The following is a 19,069-nucleotide window of genomic DNA, read 5'->3' as shown; positions in this document are numbered from 1 at the left end:
AAAAAATATTTTTTCGATTGAGGAAGGAAATTGTCGTATTTGGAAGAAATTACAATGTGACATAGGTTAAAAAGGAGGGGCAGGACCATTGGATCATAATCTATACATCGTCATATTATCTCTATTCGTTTGTTTTCTCTTCGCACTTGTTTCCATAGAATGGGCTCAAAGACGATCAGAAGAGCAAAAAATGCAGCAGCGATTTTTAATTTTAGGTTCCGTTACAATGGGTATTGCCGTGTGGGCGACACACTTCATGGGCATGCTGTCCATTCAAAGCCCGGTCACTATGTATTACGATCTCCAGACTATGTTACTTGCTTTTGCAGCAGGTATCTTATTTTCTTATGTATCATTCTATCTTCTTCAGTATAACGTGCAAAAGCTTCCAAAAAAAATTTGGGCACCTGTGATTATTTTTGGATTCGGATTAATTTTAGTTCATTCAATAGGTTTACTATCTATGCATGTCCATATGCCACTTCAGACAGACTTACCCTTGATACTGTTGTCCTTTAGCTCTGCGTTCTTTTTCTCGTGGGTAGGTTTTCGAATTCTGCTTTTACAAGCGTTTAAGTTTAGACTGATCATAGCCAGCCTATCCCTGACAAGCGGAGTCAGTCTTATGCATTATATCGGTGAGATGGCGTTGGTCGGCGGGACACCTACATTTAATTGGCATAACGAGTTTCCTCTTACAAACATAAATATCCTTTCAACCTTACTGGTATTAGGGGCAACGAGCATTGTACTCATTCTGTATATATTGGAGCAACTTGATCAGAAAAAAATTGTTCAGCAGAGAATTGAACTTTTAGAGAGCGAGCATCGCTATAATTCACTTTTTGATCTTAATCCAGAGGGTGTATTTGTCATCGGTCCCGATCAGAATTTTATCAAAGCAAACAAATCAATTGAATCCATTACTGGCTATTCATTCGAAGAACTTCAAAAAATGCCTTATACGAACTTGTTAAAAGAAAACCAAATCGAAAATTCATTGAACTTCCTAAAAAGAGTTATGGAGGGTGAAACCGTTAAACATCCCTTGACGATTCATCATAAGGATGGCCATGAAGTGGAACTTGAAATCACCAGTCTTCCTTATTCGATAAAAAATACCATTACAGCGGTTATAGGAATTGCGAAAGATATGACTGCCGTTAAGGAGTCTCATGAATATAAGCAAAGAGCTCAGACACTTACTTACGTTGGTGAACTTGCTGCTGGTCTTGCTCACGAAATCCGCAACCCACTTACTTCGATTAAGGGCTTTGCTCAACTTTTCAAGTCACAAGATGAAACAAACGAAAAAGACCACTTTTTAGGTATCATGCTGCGTGAAACGGAAAGAATCAATTTTATTATCAGCCAGCTCATGATTTTAGCTCGTCCCCATATGATTATCAAAAAAGATCATGACTTAAATGCCCTTATTAACCGTTCCCTAAAATTTATGGATGATGAAGGTGATTTCCACACAACTACATTTCAATTAAATCTACCTGATCAACCTGTTGATTTCCATTGTGAAGAAAACCTGATGACCCAGTTGTTTTTAAATGTTCTTAAGAATTCTCTAGAGGCCATTCCAAGTTGGGGAACGATAACTGTCACACTCACTCAATCAGATGAAACGATTCAAATCTCTATGAAAGACGATGGACCCGGTATTCCAGAAGACATATTACCGATGCTTGGTCAGCCGTTTTATACAACAAAAGATAGTAACCCAGGTCTTGGACTCATGATCTGCTATCAAATCGTTGAGAATCATGGAGGGAAGATCCATATTGAGTCAAAAGAAGGCAGTGGAACGACGGTATCGATGGAATTTCCTAATAATGTGGCAAGAGGTGAAGCAAAAGAATTAGAGATGACTGGCGCATGTTAAGTCTATGAACCAAACTAGCCCTTCTATGAGTAAAAGCAGCTCTCCTATGAGTCAAACTACAGTTCCATAACTACAACAAAAAAAGACCTTCTCACACGAAGGTCTTCTCATTCCTCATCAATTAACGTACTTTTACCCAGCCATTTTTAATTGCTTCAACTACAGCTTGTGTACGGTCGTTTACATTCATCTTTTGCAGAATGTTACTCACGTGGTTCTTAACTGTTTTTTCACTGATATACAGCTCTTCCCCGATCGTACGGTTGCTGCGTCCGTCAGCCAAAAGCTGAAGTACTTCACACTCACGGCGCGTTAAGATGTGCAATGGCTTGCGGTATTCCACTTCTACAAATCCAGCTTTGTTTTGCTGTGTTTTGTTCGTCGTTGATAGACGACGGAATTCGTTCAGCAAGTTATACGTGATCTTCGGGTGAAGATAAGCTCCACCATCAGCCACCACGCGAACTGCCTCAATCAAGGAGTCTGCGTCCATCTCTTTTAAAAGATAGCCTGATGCTCCTGTCTGAACAGCATGGGATACATATGTCTCATCATCATGAATGGAAAGGATGATCACTTTCGTGTCAGGAGACTTCTCCACAAGGCGGCGAGTTGCTTCAACGCCGTTGATGTTCGGCATGTTGATGTCCATCAGCACTACATCTGGATTGTGATCGCGGACGATACTTTCCGCTTCTGAACCATCATCACCTTCAGCTACAACAGAGAACTGATCTTCCATATCTAAAATACGTTTTACTCCTTCACGGAACAAACGGTGGTCGTCGATAATCGCTATTTTCGTTTTCTCAGGTGCTGAGGCGTTATTTTCGTACACATTAACATTATTCATGTGTGAACCCTCCTAGTCTTGAATGGGAATTTGAATGTAAACACTTGTACCGTAGTTCAAGCGGGATTTAACTTTTAATGTACCTTCAAGGAGTTCTACCCGCTCCCTCATCCCCATCATGCCAAAGGAATTGGATTTTGCAGGCTTGGATGTATCAAATCCTTTACCATCATCTCGAATATATAATGAAATGAACTTTTGAGTAAACTCCAGTTTAACCTCGATTAAGTTTGCATCTGAATGTTTAACTGCATTGCTGACAGATTCCTGAATCAAACGGAATATGGCAATCTCCATTTTTGTAGGAAAACGTCTGGATTGTCCCAGTGCATGCAGTTCAACTGTCTTTCCTGATCGTTCCTTTACATTACGTAAATACTTATCCAATGTAGGAACGAGACCAAGATCGTCTAATGCCATCGGGCGCAGATCATATATAATCCGGCGGACTTCTTTTAAAGAGTCACGAACCATTACCCTTAAGTCTTTTATTTCGGCACGGGCAGCATCAGTTCCTTTTTCGACATAGATTTTCTCTAGCAATTCTGATCGAATAAGGACGTTAGCCATTAGTTGAGCTGGTCCATCGTGAATCTCTCTGGATACCCGTTTTCGTTCTTCTTCCTGCGCCTCAATAATTTGCAAACCAAATTCCTGCTTTTGCTTAGCGTCTTGAACGAGTTCATTAATCTTTCTTAAATCACCGTTCAAATAATTCAAAACAACTGAAATTTGTCCTGCTAGAGATTCAGCTTTATGAACAGTGTCATTAAGCGCTAAGATACGCCGTTCAAGTTCATCTCTTTTTTCTCGAAGCTGTTTTTCTGTTTGTCTAATAATTGAAAGTTCGATCTGATACTTATTAGCATTTTCATATGCGTCACGAATATCTGATTCACTGTACTTTTGAAAATGCTTACTCACTTCCGCCAGACGTGTTCTTGAATACTTAGCAGATTCCTCTGTTCGGTCAGCCTTATCGATCACTTCAATAACCTGCTGTTTAACTAAATCAAGTTCACGGGTTAGCTGCATAAACTCTTGACGGGACTGTTCGCTTATTTCAAAAATTTGCGATTGACTTTCGGTTACCGTATCGATGGTTTTATTTAATATTCCGTCTAATAAATGTGGATCTATCGCTAATTTAGCTGCAGACATGTAAATTTCCCCCAATTAAAACGATAAAGAAGTACAAACGGAAGTTCTAGAACCATCTTGCCTAATTTTTATATAGGACTTCTTATCCATTTACATAGATAGTAATGAGAAGTCATTAATCCATCTTATATACTACATTCGCCAAGAAGTGGAATTTTATGACTTTTCTTACTAAAAAAACTTAAAAAATTTAAATACGTTTTAAAATACCTTATAATGAAGAATATCATGTAACATGACAGGATTGAAGATTTTTCGACAATTTTGACATTAAAATTTTTATTACAACTAATAAAGGGAGCTTTTCTATATATGTTATCCGACTATCTTACTGTCAAAGAAACTGGCCAACACGAAATCGTAATTGATAAATCCCGATTTATTGCACATATCTCACGAGCAACGACGGAAGAAGAAGCAATTAGTTTTATCCAATCTATCAAGAAAGAACACAACAGTGCCACACATAATTGTTCAGCCTATTTAGTTGGTAAAACAGACAACATTCAAAAAGCAAACGATGACGGAGAACCAAGCGGTACTGCTGGTGTTCCGATGTTAGAAGTCCTCAAAAAAAGGGAATTGAAAGACACGGTTGCCGTCGTGACCCGCTACTTCGGCGGAATCAAACTTGGCGCAGGCGGATTAATCCGTGCATATGGCAAATCCGTTTCAGAAGGCCTCAACCACATCGGTGTCGTTCAGCGCCAGCTACATCAGATCATCCACATAACAGTCGACTACACACTTCTAGGAAAAATGGAAAACGAACTTCGCAACTCGGTCTACCCCATAAAAGAAATGAACTACTTAGAGAAAGTAGAAATTCAAATGTATGTACCGATAAAAGAAGCAGACTCATTTAAAGACTGGATTACAGATCTTACGAATGCTCAGAGTGAGATCACATTAGGTGAGGAAGAATATTTGGAAAAGGATTATTTGTAGACGAATCTTTTTCTATTGAATTTTGCTTAAAGATTTTTTGGTAAAAACACTTCTTTGCTTAGTTGATTGGAGTGCAAGGTATGAGACTCCTATTGGACGAGCGGGACAGGTGATTCTCCTAATGGCGCAAAGCGGCAGGAGGCTCACCGCACGCCCCATGGAAAGCGAGCAACCAGGAACGAAAATCAACTTCTTTCAAGAGCAACACAGCTTAACCAAATATTTCATAGTCCTTTTTCCCTAATTTCAACAAAATGTAACAATAATTTTGTTGCTATTTTCCCTTTCCTCTCTTAACATTAAACTATTGCCAAAAAATTACGGTTAAGTTGACGCCAACATTATATATATTTGGTACGAAAGATTTATACTATGGGTATAGGCCCTTATTTCTTTGAATGATAAAGGAGTTTTCCATTATGAATAGAAAAGTAATGCGCCAAAGGAGAAAGAAACGCCGTCGTATACTTTTTATCTTTGTTCCATTGCTGGTCATAGTACTTGCATCTGTAGGTTACGGCTCTTATTTAACATATAAATTAGCAAATGCAACTTCTAATGCGAACGAAGAACTAGGTCGCGGCGGGAAATCCGATAAGCGTGAACAAGCTGTTGACCCTTCGGAAGATCATTTTTCTGTGCTGTTAGCAGGTGTAGATGACAGTTCAAAACGTGGTTTCAGCGCAAATGGCGGTTACAAAGGTGTCAGATCTGATGCTTTGATCTTAGCTACCTTCAATAGAAAAGATAAATCGGTTAAGATGGTCAGCATGCCTCGTGACTCAAAAGTAGAGATTCCAGGTCGACGAAACACAGACCGTATCGCGCATGCTCACTCTTACGGCGGTATGGATCTAACGGTTGAAACGGTTGAAAATCTTTTCGATGTTCCCGTTGATTATTATGTGAAATTAAACTTCGATGCTTTCCTTGAGATTATTGATGCTCTTGGCGGTGTTGAAATCAATGTAGAAAAAGAAATCACAGAACAAAACAGTAAAGATGAAGCTAAAGCGATTCACCTTGAACCTGGTGTTCAAACGTTAGGACCAGAGGAAGCACTTGCATATGCAAGAACTCGTAAGCTTGATTCTGATATTTATCGTGGTGATCGTCAGAAGCAGCTTGTTGAAGCGATCATTAAGAAGTCAGCTTCAATGGAATCTATTCCGAAGTACGGAACGGTTATTGAAACAGTTGGTGACAACATGGCAACGAACTTTACGTTTGGCAATATCTTGGCTTTATTCAAGTATTCAAAATCCATTGATTCCATTGAGAACTTAAAACTTGAAGGCTATGATGATACAAGTACTGGTGCTTATTATTATGAGCTTGACGAAGCTTCCGTTGAAGAAGTATCCGAACAGCTTAAATCTCACTTAGAACTTCCTGGTTATGAGTACAATCCTGACGATTCAACCAGCAAGTCAGAAGAAGAATCCAACGAAACACCTTAACAGAATCTTTACAAAATCTTAGTTTAGCTTCCCTATCTTTAGGGAAGCTTTTTTTGTATGCTTTTAGAGAGGTCGCCGAATTGTAAAATAACTGGAAATAAGTGATGGTTTATGTATCCCAACAAAACATGTTACACTTACGAACGTTGTTATTATGAAATTTTTATTATGAGAAAAGATTTATCCATGGAATTAAAAACGAGGTGAAAGACATGAATAACAATACTTTACAGCGACCTCAACAAATTCGTGAAATTTACTTGGTTCGTGCATTAGCCATTATCGGAGTTATTATGGTCCATTCCACTTCTGGTGTGGTAGCTGCATTTAACCCAGACTCCTCACTTTATGGAGTGTATAACTTTTTAAATATTTTCTTCAAATTTGGTACACCGACATTTATTTTCTTATCTAGTTTTGTACTTTTCTTTAATTACTATCACAAGCCTTTAACAAAAGAACGGATTTCAAGCTTTTATAAGAAGCGATTATTGTTCATCATCATACCTTACTTCATTTTTTCATTCTTGTATTTTGCGATGACTGCAACGGTGCAAGGATACGCAAGTACGGGTGAGATGTTCAAGGCGTTCATTATGGACTTTTTAACGGGTAAAGCATACACGCACTTATACTTTGTGTTTATCTCTATTCAGCTTTATATTCTGTTCCCGTTTATCTTGATGTTACTGAAAAAGTTCCCTAAAGTGACAAAGCATACGATCTGGATCGGATTCGTTCTTCAGTGGGCTTTTGTATTATTGAACCATTACTACTGGCAGTATTCTTTAAAAGGAAGTATTTCGTTCTCTTATATGTCTTACTACTTCCTTGGAGCCTTTATGGGAATTCACTATCAGCAGATTCATGATTATCTGATCGTGACAAAAGAGAAGCTTTTCTCTAAAAAAGCTCTCGTTTGGATTCCGCTTTGGGCGATTTGGATTGGTGCTTCTGCCGGTCATGTAGGAGTATGGTATGTGACTCGTGCAAATGGCGCGATGATTGACTCTAAGATCTATGAATTATTATGGAACGTTCATACCTTTACGTCTGCTTTAGTTCTGATGCAGATCGCATACTGGTTATACCGTAACCTGCATGAAAAGGTATTGAACGTCATGATTCACTTAGGTGTTGTATCATTCGGTGTTTACTTGATTCACCCGATCTTGTTATTAATCGCACGTAAGTTCTTTGTGACATCAGATCCGATCCTTTACCATGTATCAGTCGCAGGCATGTTCTTATTTGCACTTATTGGTTCATGGATTATTGTAGGAAATGTTATGAAGTTCCAAAAATCTTGGGTACTTTTCGGACCAAAACCGAAGAACCCTTATGTACCAAATACTAAAAAAGAAGCTTATCAAGCTTCTTAAGTGATCAGAACTGACTCGTTAAACGGGTCAGTTCTTTTTTAATTGAATTTTACGGTACGTGTTCTTTTATTTATTACACGTTCGCGCAGAAAAATGGGGTTTTCACGCTGAATTGTGGTAGTTTCACGCATACGTTATGAAGTTTAACGCGAGAATAGTCGAGTTCCACGCAAACGATTATGGTTTTCACGCACAAACCCATTTTTATTATGAAAAAAAGAGAATGCACAGGGCATCCTCTTACTTATTATTTAGTTTATTTAACACATGACCTGCTAAATAGTAACCTTCACTGCCTTTTAATTCAGTTTCAGGTTCAATTCGTTGCTGCAAGGTCGTATCAATATACCCTTTTTCCACAGCTGTGTTCCAAGCTTCTTCTTCAGATACTGAAACACCATTCAAAACTAACAGCATTTGAGCGGCTTGCTGTCCCGTTAAAACATCTTTTCCTTCATCAATCAGTTTTTTCATTTCCTGCATCTTATATTGGCCTGCTGTTTCTGGCATCATACGGTTAATTCCGTTCGTTAACAAGTTGCTGAATGAAACTTCACTGATTGGTTTATTTACAGGAAACTCATTCGTATAACCACCAACCACTAAGCCATAATCGATGAGAGGCTTCGTATTTTCGTAGAACCATTCTCCTTCATAAGGAAATTTGATATCAAACGCGTATAGGTTAGCGCCTTGTTCTTTCAAGGTTTCCTGAAGGTTTTTGATCAACTCTTTATTCTCAGACATCTCACGGAAAGTCGTTTCATTTTTAATCGAAATCGCTGATGCTGCACCAGCTGCCTCACCGAGTGTCATCCCCGTTGGAACAACACGTGCACTTCCTGCCGCAATCGAACTGTATCCTGCAGCCTTGCTCGCGATCAACAAGTTATCCACTTTTAATGGAATCAATGAACGGAAAGGAATCGCATACTGCTCGGGTTTTGAAATGACATAACCGTAATCTCCAGGCGATGTAGCCTGAACATCAACCGGATACGCTCCAAATCCAATGGAATCCCAGTGATCCTTGTTCTCCCAAATATCTGTCATCGGAAGCTGATATTCTGTCTTCACATGACGTGTCTCTCGAACATATAACTCTGGCGGGAAGCTTTCGACCTCAGCTTTTTCAAACCCAGGGAACTCTTTTTGCAAGTAAGCTAAAATATGCTTTGTTTCTTCTTTTGCAATTTCAATAGCTTTTTGTTTGTCGGATTCATCTAAACCGTTAATTCCAAAAACCTGCAGCGCGTTAATGTAAATCGAACCATCATCCTGCCGAACCACATTCAATCCACGCAGTCGTGTTTGTGGATTCACTGGTTTGTAGTCATAATGTAAGTCAGAAAAACCCCATGCCACATTACTCGTCACTTCCCCGCCGCCAAACACACCGTCTTTGGCTGCTTGTTGAACTTTGTCCCAATCCACATTGCTAAAGTGCAACATTAGCGTAACAGCCATTTTACGGTCTTCCAAGCCAATATCTGCTCCACCTTTAAAGAATGGAGCTTCGGCAGCCGTTGCTAGGTCTGCGTCTTGAGTCGCATCGATAAAACGTTTTGCAAAAATGGTATGTTGTTCACCACTCTCATCAGTTAGTACGATGCCTGTTAACGCATTGCCGCTCTTTACAACATCATTCATTTTTGTGTTTAAAGATAAGGTCAGATTTTCTTCTTCTTGTACAAGCTTCATGAACGCAGTTTCAGCATCTTCTAAGTCAAACCCGATCCTGCTTCCAGTTAGCTTAAACCACTCAAGGAAAACACCCTGATTCGCCCATTTACCGTTTTTATCATAACTCACATCTAGAAAGTTTAATGCTCCATATGTAAATAAACCGCCTAATCCATCCCGGTGTTCAATAAGCAAAGTCTTTGAACCATTTTTTGCAGCTGAAACCGCTGCTGCCACTCCTTCAGGTTCTCCCCCAACCACGATTACATCATATTGATCTTTCAAATCAGGCGCTTCATACGGCTGTACATCCATTTTTGCAACCGTAGTAGGATATGGATAAATCTTTTTTATAAAAATAAACGCCATTACCAGAACGACAAGCAATCCTCCTGATACAGCCCATCTTATCCAACCTTTATTCCTCATCCCCACAACATCCTTTGTAACGAAAATTTAACATAAAATTAGTATATCAGACAATTTTTACCCAGTATACTTCTAGTTTTGTCGATTTTTGCCGAATTAGACTTTACAAGAAATATACAGTTTCTTTACAAAAGAAAAGCGGACTAGGTATAATTTATTAGACTAAGGAAAATTTATTAAACAATTGTTTAACGGGGGTGTCGATTTGCAACAACGAAGGTCTGCGTTTTTTGGAACTCTTTTCTTTACATTTGTATTTTCATTGGCTTTAAAAGCCTTATTTACACGATATATATTATTTCAGGATATCAATTTACTAGATACCATTTCGCTTGAACTCAGTTATATCCTTCTTTTTGCTTGTCTTATTGAATACATAGTGAAAAACAAGCTAAAATTCCCGCTTTATTTGATGTTGAATTTGCTACTATCCACGTTCTTTTTCGGAATAGCCGTTTATCACTCTTACTTCGGCAACATTCCAACCTATTATGCCCTAATGCAAGCTGGACAAGTAGGTGCGGTGAAAGATAGTGTGACACAGCTGATTCAGCCGGAATATTTCCTTTTGTACGCTGACTTTCTTGTTATGTTAGTGGTTTTCTTAACTAGAAAACTTCCCTTATACTCTAAATTCAAACTTTCTAAAACAAAGCTAGTGGCTCCCATTTTGGTGCTTTCTTTTGCAGCTTGTTTAGCCAATTTATTTCTTCATAAAGATGAGATCATCACGAACTCTGCACTAGCTGCAGAAACGAAAGGAATTTTTAATTTTGAAGCACTGCAGGCTTATTACGGACCAAACGGCGGACTGCCTCAAGCTGCGGCGCTAACAGACAAAGAGATTAAGAGCGAAAAAACGATTCAAGATAAAATTAATGAGATTAAAGGCATTGAGGATATTCCCGATTCTGAGCGTCAATACTTCGGGGCGGCAAAAGACCGCAACCTGATCCTGATCCAGTTCGAGTCGATGCAAGACTTTCCGATTGGCTTGAAGATCGATGGCAGAGAAGTAACACCGAACATGAACAAGCTCATTCAAAACAGCTTTTATTTTAACAATCTTTATCAGCAGACCGGCGCTGGAAATACGTCGGATGCAGAGTTTATCGCGAACACTTCCCTCTACCCTGCAGGTATGGTTGCGACTTCAAGTTTTTTTGAGAAAAAAGCATTTCCGAGTATGCCGAAGCTTTTGCAAGAAAAAGGCTACGAAACCTTCACGCTTCATGCGGATAAAGTTGAGTTTTGGAACCGTGTAGAACTGTACCCTTCTTTAGGTTTTGATAAGTACTATGCGCTAGACTTTTTCGGAAAAGAAGATCTTATTGGTCTTGGCCCTTCTGATGAAGTGATGTTTAAAAAAGGAATGCCGCTGTTAGAGGAGCTACATGCTAAAAACAAACCGTTTTACGCACATTTTATCTCTATGACAAGCCATCACCCTTATGAGATTCCGGCTTATAAAGAGGTGTTTGAACTTCCGGATAAATATAAGAATTCCATCGTTGGAAAGTATATTCGAGCGATCAGCTATAACGATATGGTATTGGGCAAGTTTATCGATCAGCTAAAAGCGGAAGGAATGTGGGAGAATACACTGCTCGCTTTTTACGGGGATCACATGGGGATGCACCATACGATGTTTAAAGAGAAGGACCCTGAGATTTTGAAGGAATTTTTAGGACATGAATATACGAAGATTGACCGCTTCAATGTCCCGTTTGTAATTACAGCACCTGGGATAACTGATGGTGGAATGACTTCCGATCAGCTCGCTGGTCAGCTGGATATGATGCCAACGCTTGCGAACTTATTAGGCGTATCATTGAATGATTATGTTCATTTCGGCCAAGATCTGTTGAATCATAAGGAAAACTTAATTGGTATGCGTTATTATATGCCAGCTGGCTCGTTCTTTAATGGTGAAGTGGTGTTTCAGCCGGAAAAATCATTTGATGATGGTGAGGCTCTGACACTCGAGACTGCAACGAAGGTGCCTCATGCACCGTACAAGCAAGATTATGACCGGATTTTAAAACTTTTGGGCTTATCTGATCAGTATTTAAAATCACTGCCAGAAAAGTAGAAAAGAGTTAGTGTATTTTTACTCGATAAAAAACATAAGTAACAAAAAAGAGCTCTGCAAATTGATTTTGCAGAGCTCTACTATATTGAATCAAAAAATTTTGCGCTTGAATCCACGAATTATGGTTGTTAATCCACGAGTTTCCGCGCTGAATCCACGAGTTTAAGCAGTTTATCCACGAGTCTACAATCCTCGACAAAGTGGAGACACTAAGTGTGTTTTAAGAACGTGCAAACAACTCAATCGCTTGCTTCGCTGTACCTTTCGCTTTCGCAGTTAATGGACCAACTGCTGCAGCCAACTTTTCTTTCTCTTGCGGCAGCACCTCAAGATGGCGACTCAACGCCAAAGCTAACTCATCGCTTGTCCACTCACCATCAACATGAGCAAAAACAGGTTGATTCGCTTGCTCTGAGAATGCATCGATCTTAGGATCATATGACAACGCCAGGAACGGCGTGTTCATGATTCCCGCAAAAATCAATGCATGAAGTCTCATCGCTAAAAGCATATCTGACAAGCCAATGATCGAAACCTTCTCTTCAATTGAAGCATCAAAAGGCGCAACATACGCTTTCTCGTTCATCATCGCTAAAATCTCGCGGGAAGTATCATCATCATGCTTATCATGCATCGGAATAAACACAACCTCATTCCCTCTTCGAATAAAGTCATCCAATGCTTCAGCAATCTTCTTTTTAAAATCATTAGTCGTCGGCCACTCACGAACAGAAACAGTCAACACTGGCTTTGTAAAATCTTGTTGCTGGTACCAGTTCGACTTCGGCTCTTCTAAATGAAACCCAAGCACCGGATCTGGAACGAGCTCCATCTCATTACGCAAACCGATATCCTTCAACAACTGGATCGATCCGGTATCACGAAGGGTTATCTTCCCGGCTTTCTTAAGCATCATTCTCGTTAAGAACTGACTCACCGATTTATCGATCGGTCCCATTCCTTGTGAATAGATAAAGAATGGTTTCCCTGCCATGCGAGCAAGCATCATGATTCCAGTGTAATACGGGATACTCTTCATACCTGTTTTATCCTGAAGCAAACTTCCTCCGCCTGAAATCAATCCATCAGACGTTTTCAATACAGCAAAAACATCTTTCATCTGCCAACGGTTAATAGCATCAACGCCATACGTCCTTTTTGTAAATTCAGGATCATTAGACAGCACCACGATCTCGATATCCGGCTTTTGTTCTTTTAAAGCGGAGATGATCGATAGAAGAATCGCTTCATCCCCGATGTTGTTAAATCCGTAATAACCTGATAAAACTACTTTCATTGTATCCACCTTTCACGTACGTACGGGTACAACTTATCTTTTATTACTTTATAAAGAGCGATCATCACAAGTCCGATGACAAGTCCTATAACAAGTGCGTAAACGGAACGCAGAACAGACAATAGTAAAGGAATGTGCAGATGCGTGAATGTGTTCATCATCGATGCAAATCCGATGGAACCAGCGACCAAAAATGCACTTGCGATTCCTGCATATCTGCGGAACAAGTAAAGTCCAAACACAAAGAACGGGAATCCGATTAGGAACTCTTTCGTACGCGGACGTACAAACATAAGCTCTTCAAGCTTGCTTCTTAATGTCAACTCAAGCGCACTCGCTGTTCCTGCGTTACCTGAACGGCTTAAGTAGTATGCACCGATAACGACAACTACTCCCAGTACTAGTACATGCCAATAACGAACAGGACTATTAATGTAACTGATAAACTTTCTAAGAGATGAAGCATGGTTAATCTGAAGACCAAGAACGATTGCCGTTACGAGAATCGGCAATGCAAGAAGTACTTTAATGCCACGGAATTCTTCAAGTTTATATAGATATGGATCTCCATAAAGTAAACTCACTACAAGCCATGCTCCTGCAAAAACAATTAGAACAGCCGTTATATAATTAACAACAATTTTATTGATGTTTTCAGCATGGCGGACTCTAAGTACTGCCCAGATCGGACCTGCTACAGCTACTAATAAAGCGAATCCTTTTAACAGCATCCCTATCCCAAGTAAAAGGTAACCTGCTGAAATAGCTAATCCCCCAATTAAAGCAAGCATAGTTAGTTTTTTATGAACAGATGCAGCAGCTAATGCAAGATAAACAGAACCACCTAAAAAGGCAAATAGCTGTAAAAGCTTATAGTCCTTCATATCTTTAAAAGGCTGTGCTTCACCTGTTTTAAAGTAACCTGGTACTTCTGCATGAAAGTCTTGAATTTCGTTAATCATTTGTTTAAATTCTGCTTCAGCTGTTTTATCATCTAACTTTTGAACTTTCACTAATAGAGTTCGAATGTTACGTTCTTTTACTGCTCGTGATAATCGTTCAGAAGCGGCGTTTTCACTCGTTCTGTTCTCAGAGTAAAGTCTCTCCGCATCATAATTCATTTCATTCGCAAAAGTTTGCATCCCCTTTTGCTCTGTTCCTTCAATAACAACCACATCATAGTCATTAGCTTTTAATTGTTTTGCATATTTAACTAATTTTTCTTTACCCGTACCATCATAACCAACAACTTCTTTGCCAATGAACAGAACTTTATCTACTTCGTTTTTAGGGAACTTTAATAATTGTTTAACCATGGTATCGTTGCTGGAATGACCATCTTCTTCATCTGATGATGAATAGTCATTCTTTATACGAGGAACCACCTGAAAGCCATTGGACACTATCTCTTCGTATGTGTCTGTATTAAAATAGCCTAATGATTTATCCTCAATTTTTGGATCGTCATCTGTTTTTCCTTCAATAAAATAAAACTTCTGACCGTTAGCAGTTAAAGTTGAGATATCATCTTTAAATGCACGTTGCAGGTAATCCTCAGATTTGTGACCTTGCTTAAGATAGCTAACAAAGATACCTTCATTTGCAGGAAGTTTGCTTGTATTTAAATTGTTCGTCAAAGCAAAGTAATTCTGAATATCACTTTTACTTAGAACAGCAACTACACCTTGAGTTTCAAGTGAACTAATATTTTCAGGCTCAAGAGTGATAGAATGCACTTTAGCGTCTTTCAAACCTTTATAAATTTCTTCTGTAGAAACATCTTCACTCTTCAAAATTTCAAGGTCCGTATATGGAACCATCACTTCATATGTATTGTTTGCCGACTCGGTTTTGATGCGTTCATAGATCATGGGGCTGGTGAGCAGCAAGGATACAATCAATAGGCCGAATAATACTTTTTTCAACAAAGAACATTCCTTTCTCGGTTCAGGTCGTGGTGCTTTTATTTTACCTTAATATCAACATTCTTATAAAGAGCGGCAAGAGATACCCATAAAATAAAGGACACCAGCTAACTGATGTCCTTCTTCATTTTTATTTTCCGACTCTCGGATTCGTTTTAAGTCCGTAAAAAATCTTTCGTAAGAATTTATTTACAGGCGCGTGATCTTTTCCGACCAAACCGATTCGTTCAGCGATAAACTGAGTGATCAGCAGCAACACGGATAGGATTAAGAGTGATCCCCAAAGTGTTGTTAAGTTGAAAAGAATCGCTGCAAGTCCGAAGATTGCACTCATTGCGTAAATCACAAGTACCGTCTGGCGGTGAGACATTCCGCTGTTTAATAAGCAGTGATGCAAATGCGATTTATCTGGTGCAGACAATGGCTTCTTGTTCAAGAATCTGCGAATGATCGCAAACAGTGTATCTGAGATCGGTACACCAAGAATGATAATCGGTACAACGAGTGAGAATAATGTGATGTTCTTGAACCCTAATAGAGAAAGAACAGCGATCATGTATCCTAAGAATAGCGCTCCAGTGTCTCCCATAAAGATTTTCGCTGGATGCCAGTTGTAAACCAAGAATCCTAAAGTACTTCCTAGCAAGATGATACCAAGTGCAGCAACTAAAACGTTGCCGTTGTAAATCGCCATACCTGAGATGGTGATCAATACGGTTGATGAAACACCCGCCGCAAGTCCATCAAGACCGTCAATCAAGTTGATGGCATTCGTAATTCCGATAATCCATAAAAGCGTTAAAGGAATACCAAGGAATCCAAGGCTTAATCGGTAATCGAACGGCAAGTTGATGAAATGAACTTCAACTCCCCCATAAATAACGATACCAGCTGCAATCACTTGCCCAAGCATTTTCACTTTAGGTGAAAGCTCGTAAATATCATCAAAAACACCAGTGATGATGATCACGATTGCTCCAAGTACGATCGGAACCGTGTATTGGCTCGCCGGCTGTACGATAAGTACGCCGAGCACGAAGCTGATGAAGATCGCTAATCCGCCTAGCCGCGGCATAATTCTTTGATGAACTTTTCTCTGGTTGGGCTTATCCGTTGCACCAACGAAAAAGGCGAACCTTTTCACGACCGGTGTCAAAAGAACCGACGCAATAAAACATATTAACAATGCCCAGTAAGTCATAGTTACACTCCCCAATTGGCGTGATGATTATTGTTTGTAAAACGCAATTTATTTTTGTGTTTGATTTCGACAAAAATCAACTTTAAATTTATACACAGAGAAAATTATAGCATAGATAATTTCGATTTTGTGTGAAAAAATCGTTAACAAATTATTAAATAAATGAAAGCGTTTTTCTTCTATAGTTAGTTTCCGCTAAATACTTAAGCATTATTTTTAGAAACCCTGCCAAATCGACCCAATTTCTTTCCGATAACCGGTAGAGATTGTAATTCTTCTACTGTCATTCCCTTTGTCAGCAAAATGAAAACCGCAAAAAGCGCACCGCCGATTATTATTGCAGCACCTGCATACAATAAGCTTGCAAGACGACCTGTTAAATTAAGCAATAACGTTGGATATCCGATTGCAACTCCCATTATCAGACTTCCAACCGCAAAAGTTAAAATGGACCGATTTACAAAAGGTAATTTAAACGTTTGTTTAATTACGAGCGCATTGGCAATCGTAATAACAACATAAATAACCAATGTTGCGATGGCTGCACCTAATAATCCATACTGTGAAATCAGCATAAAGTTTAACAATGCTTTTCCGATCCCAGCTGCCACGATAATGACTGCCGCTGCTGTTGGACGGTTGATTCCTTGCAGAATACCTGTCCCTAGAACAGCAAGTGAAGTGAATACCGAACTGAAGCTCACGATCGCTACTACTAAGCTTCCTTCATCATTTGTAAAAAGCGCGATGTTTAATGGAAGAGTTAGTGCAGCGATCCCTACAGCTGCTGGCCAAGAGAACAAATGTGTTAAGTTGAACGAGCGTTTAATTACTCTATTCGCTTCATCCATCTCGTTTTTGGCTATTTTCCCCGTAATTAATGGGATTAACGGCAAAACGATTGATGTAGAAAAGACCGTTGCGATCTGGACAAGCGATGTTCCACGTGCATAAATACCGTTTAAGTAAAAGGTTTCTTTCGCTGTGTTCCCTGCCATTTTAAGCGCTGAAGGAATGGTCAACGAATCAACAACATTCAACAAAGCCATCGTTAACGCACCTACACAAATCGGCAGAGATAGCTTTAATATGTGCTTACTCGACGTTTTAAACGCCTCTATTGTATATGGACGATGCGAGCCCGGTTTAAGTTTCGATTTTTGAAAAAGAATTCGTAAAAAGATTAAAGAAATAAGTGCCGCAATAGCTGAACCCGCCATCGTACCGGCTGCGATCGTCTCGTTGTCTGCAGAAATTGATACAAAATAATAAGCAGCAACGATAACGAGTGCCACACGAATAAACTGCTCAATCACTTGTGAGTAAGCAGTTGGCTTCATGTCTTCGTAACCTTGGAAGAATCCACGGTAGACTGCCATGTAAGGCGCGATCAAAAGCGTGATAGAAACAACAATAAGTGAGCTTCTCGTTTCCTGACCACCCAGGATTTCTGCAATTTGATACGAAAATCCGTACAAAAAGCTGAAAGATAGAATTCCGAAAATAACAGCTAAAATCCCTGCCGTGTTAAATATGTTTCGGATTTCAGTATCCTCGCCTTTTGCACGAGCTTCTGAAATTAATTTTGAAATCGCAATCGGGATTCCGGCAACAGATAGAATTAAAGCTGTCATGTAAACCGGATAAACAAGACTGAAGATCCCGAGAACATCATCACCTGCGATATTTTGCAGTGGAATTCGGAAAACAGAGCCTAAGAATTTTGATAAAAAGGTCGCGACTGTTAAGATGAGCGCTCCTCTGATGAACGTATTTTTACTCATGCTTGCCCGTCACCTTTTGCTGGATTACTTTTAATGCGAAGTGCGGCAGGCTAAGCTGGCGCTTCCAGCGAGATGGCTGCTTCATCAGACGGTAAGCCCACTCCAGATTCATTTTTCGCCAGAATTCTGGTGCACGCTGAACCGCTCCAGCCAGTACATCAAACGATCCGCCGATTCCCATGAACACACCTTTTTCGAACTTGTCCATGTTCTGCCCAATCCAAAGCTCCTGTCTTGGTACACCTAATGCAGTAAAAATAAGATCCGGTTTCGTGCGCTGAATCTCGTTAGGGATGTGATCATCGTTCCAATCAAAGAATCCGTGATGAGCACCTGCAATTTTTACGTTCGGAAATTGCGTCATGATCTCAGCTACTGTTTTTTGAAGCACTTCATCCTGCGCACCAAGCAAATACACACTATATCCTCTTTCATTCGCAGTCTGGAGAAGCCCCATAAACGTTTCAAAACCAGTAACACGTTCAGGAAGCGGTTTGCCTAAAATTCCCGCTGCCTTTACTACACCAATGCCATCGGCCGTTACATAGTTTGCTTTTTCAACGACTGCTCGATAATTTGCATCCTCACGAACCTTCATGACGATCTCTGGATTCGCCGTAACAACAAACGTCTTTTCTTCTCTCTCCAAATGTCCGCTTAATGTATTTAGAAATTCAAATAATGTTGAGTTTACGAAATCTACACCTAGAATTCGAACTGTATTTTTCAATGAAAGTCACCACTTTTTCCGTAATTAACTTTGCGTGATTTAGCAAAGTTTACCTATTTTAAATAAAACACTAATAAATATATCATAAAACGGCCCTAAACCATATGGTCCGCAACTATAAGTTTCATCTTATATAGGTCGTCTTCCACTTTAGTTTTTGAGGGAGGTGGTTGGATTATCCAATATTTCGCAATGTAAACGAAAAAAAGCCCGACATCCCAGGGATATGT

Annotated in this window: 13 protein-coding genes; 5 read left to right on the top strand and 8 right to left on the bottom strand. The window is 39.5% G+C overall.

Features of this window, described 5'->3' with window-relative positions; translation table 11 throughout:
• The first annotated feature begins 88 nt into the window (after positions 1–88).
• Positions 89–1,894, top strand: coding sequence for an ATP-binding protein (locus EV282_RS03060; protein WP_130293694.1), 1,806 nt, complete (start codon positions 89–91; stop codon positions 1,892–1,894).
• Positions 1,895–2,015: 121 nt separating this feature from the next.
• Here EV282_RS03060 and EV282_RS03055 read toward each other — a convergent pair whose 3' ends face one another.
• Positions 2,016–2,747, bottom strand: coding sequence for a response regulator (locus EV282_RS03055; protein ID WP_130293692.1), 732 nt, complete (start codon positions 2,745–2,747; stop codon positions 2,016–2,018).
• Positions 2,748–2,759: 12 nt separating this feature from the next.
• Positions 2,760–3,908 carry a sensor histidine kinase gene (locus EV282_RS03050; protein WP_130293690.1) on the bottom strand — a complete coding sequence of 383 codons (1,149 nt, stop codon included), beginning with the start codon at positions 3,906–3,908 and terminating at the stop codon, positions 2,760–2,762.
• Between the two features lie 312 nt (positions 3,909–4,220).
• Here EV282_RS03050 and EV282_RS03045 point away from each other — a divergent pair, with 312 nt between their 5' ends.
• The 3 genes from EV282_RS03045 (at position 4,221) to EV282_RS03030 (ending at position 7,698) form a co-directional block, all read left to right on the top strand.
• Entirely contained in the window at positions 4,221–4,856 is a 636-nt protein-coding gene (locus tag EV282_RS03045; RefSeq protein WP_130293688.1) for a YigZ family protein, read from the top strand.
• A gap of 419 nt (positions 4,857–5,275) precedes the next feature.
• Positions 5,276–6,316 carry an LCP family protein gene (locus EV282_RS03035; RefSeq protein WP_130293685.1) on the top strand — a complete coding sequence of 347 codons (1,041 nt, stop codon included), beginning with the start codon at positions 5,276–5,278 and terminating at the stop codon, positions 6,314–6,316.
• Between the two features lie 212 nt (positions 6,317–6,528).
• Complete coding sequence (locus EV282_RS03030) at positions 6,529–7,698, top strand: acyltransferase (RefSeq protein ID WP_130293683.1); 1,170 nt, start codon at positions 6,529–6,531, stop codon at positions 7,696–7,698.
• 240 nt (positions 7,699–7,938) lie between these two features.
• Here the strand turns inward: EV282_RS03030 and EV282_RS03025 are convergent, their stop codons facing one another.
• Positions 7,939–9,810, bottom strand: coding sequence for an FAD-dependent oxidoreductase (locus EV282_RS03025; protein WP_130293681.1), 1,872 nt, complete (start codon positions 9,808–9,810; stop codon positions 7,939–7,941).
• A 205-nt stretch (positions 9,811–10,015) separates the two neighbouring features.
• On the opposite strand from EV282_RS03025, the gene EV282_RS03020 reads away from it, so the two are divergent.
• Positions 10,016–11,902, top strand: coding sequence for an LTA synthase family protein (locus EV282_RS03020; RefSeq protein WP_130293680.1), 1,887 nt, complete (start codon positions 10,016–10,018; stop codon positions 11,900–11,902).
• A 220-nt stretch (positions 11,903–12,122) separates the two neighbouring features.
• Here EV282_RS03020 and csaB read toward each other — a convergent pair whose 3' ends face one another.
• The 5 genes from csaB to EV282_RS02995 form a co-directional block, all read right to left on the bottom strand.
• The gene (gene csaB / locus EV282_RS03015) at positions 12,123–13,199 is read right to left on the bottom strand and encodes a polysaccharide pyruvyl transferase CsaB (RefSeq protein WP_130293678.1); all 1,077 of its coding nucleotides are present in this window, start codon (positions 13,197–13,199) and stop codon (positions 12,123–12,125) included.
• Positions 13,196–15,124, bottom strand: coding sequence for a DUF5693 family protein (locus EV282_RS03010; RefSeq protein WP_130293676.1), 1,929 nt, complete (start codon positions 15,122–15,124; stop codon positions 13,196–13,198). Before EV282_RS03010 ends, csaB begins: the two co-directional genes overlap by 4 nt.
• Positions 15,125–15,254: 130 nt before the next feature.
• Complete coding sequence (locus EV282_RS03005; RefSeq protein ID WP_130293675.1) at positions 15,255–16,325, bottom strand: glycosyltransferase family 4 protein; 1,071 nt, start codon at positions 16,323–16,325, stop codon at positions 15,255–15,257.
• Between the two features lie 203 nt (positions 16,326–16,528).
• Positions 16,529–18,109: a putative polysaccharide biosynthesis protein gene (locus EV282_RS03000; RefSeq protein ID WP_130293673.1), complete on the bottom strand. Its 1,581-nt coding sequence runs from the start codon at positions 18,107–18,109 to the stop codon at positions 16,529–16,531.
• A complete protein-coding gene (locus EV282_RS02995) occupies positions 18,102–18,839 on the bottom strand; it encodes a WecB/TagA/CpsF family glycosyltransferase (protein ID WP_130293671.1) in 738 nt (245 codons plus the stop codon). Before EV282_RS02995 ends, EV282_RS03000 begins: the two co-directional genes overlap by 8 nt.
• Positions 18,840–19,069: the final 230 nt, after the last annotated feature.

The sequence above is a fragment of the Fictibacillus sp. BK138 genome (assembly GCF_004216955.1).
Classification (GTDB): Bacteria; Bacillota; Bacilli; order Bacillales; family Fictibacillaceae; genus Fictibacillus.
Note: the sequence above shows the minus strand (reverse complement) of the source record. Positions and strands in the feature narration are given on the sequence as shown.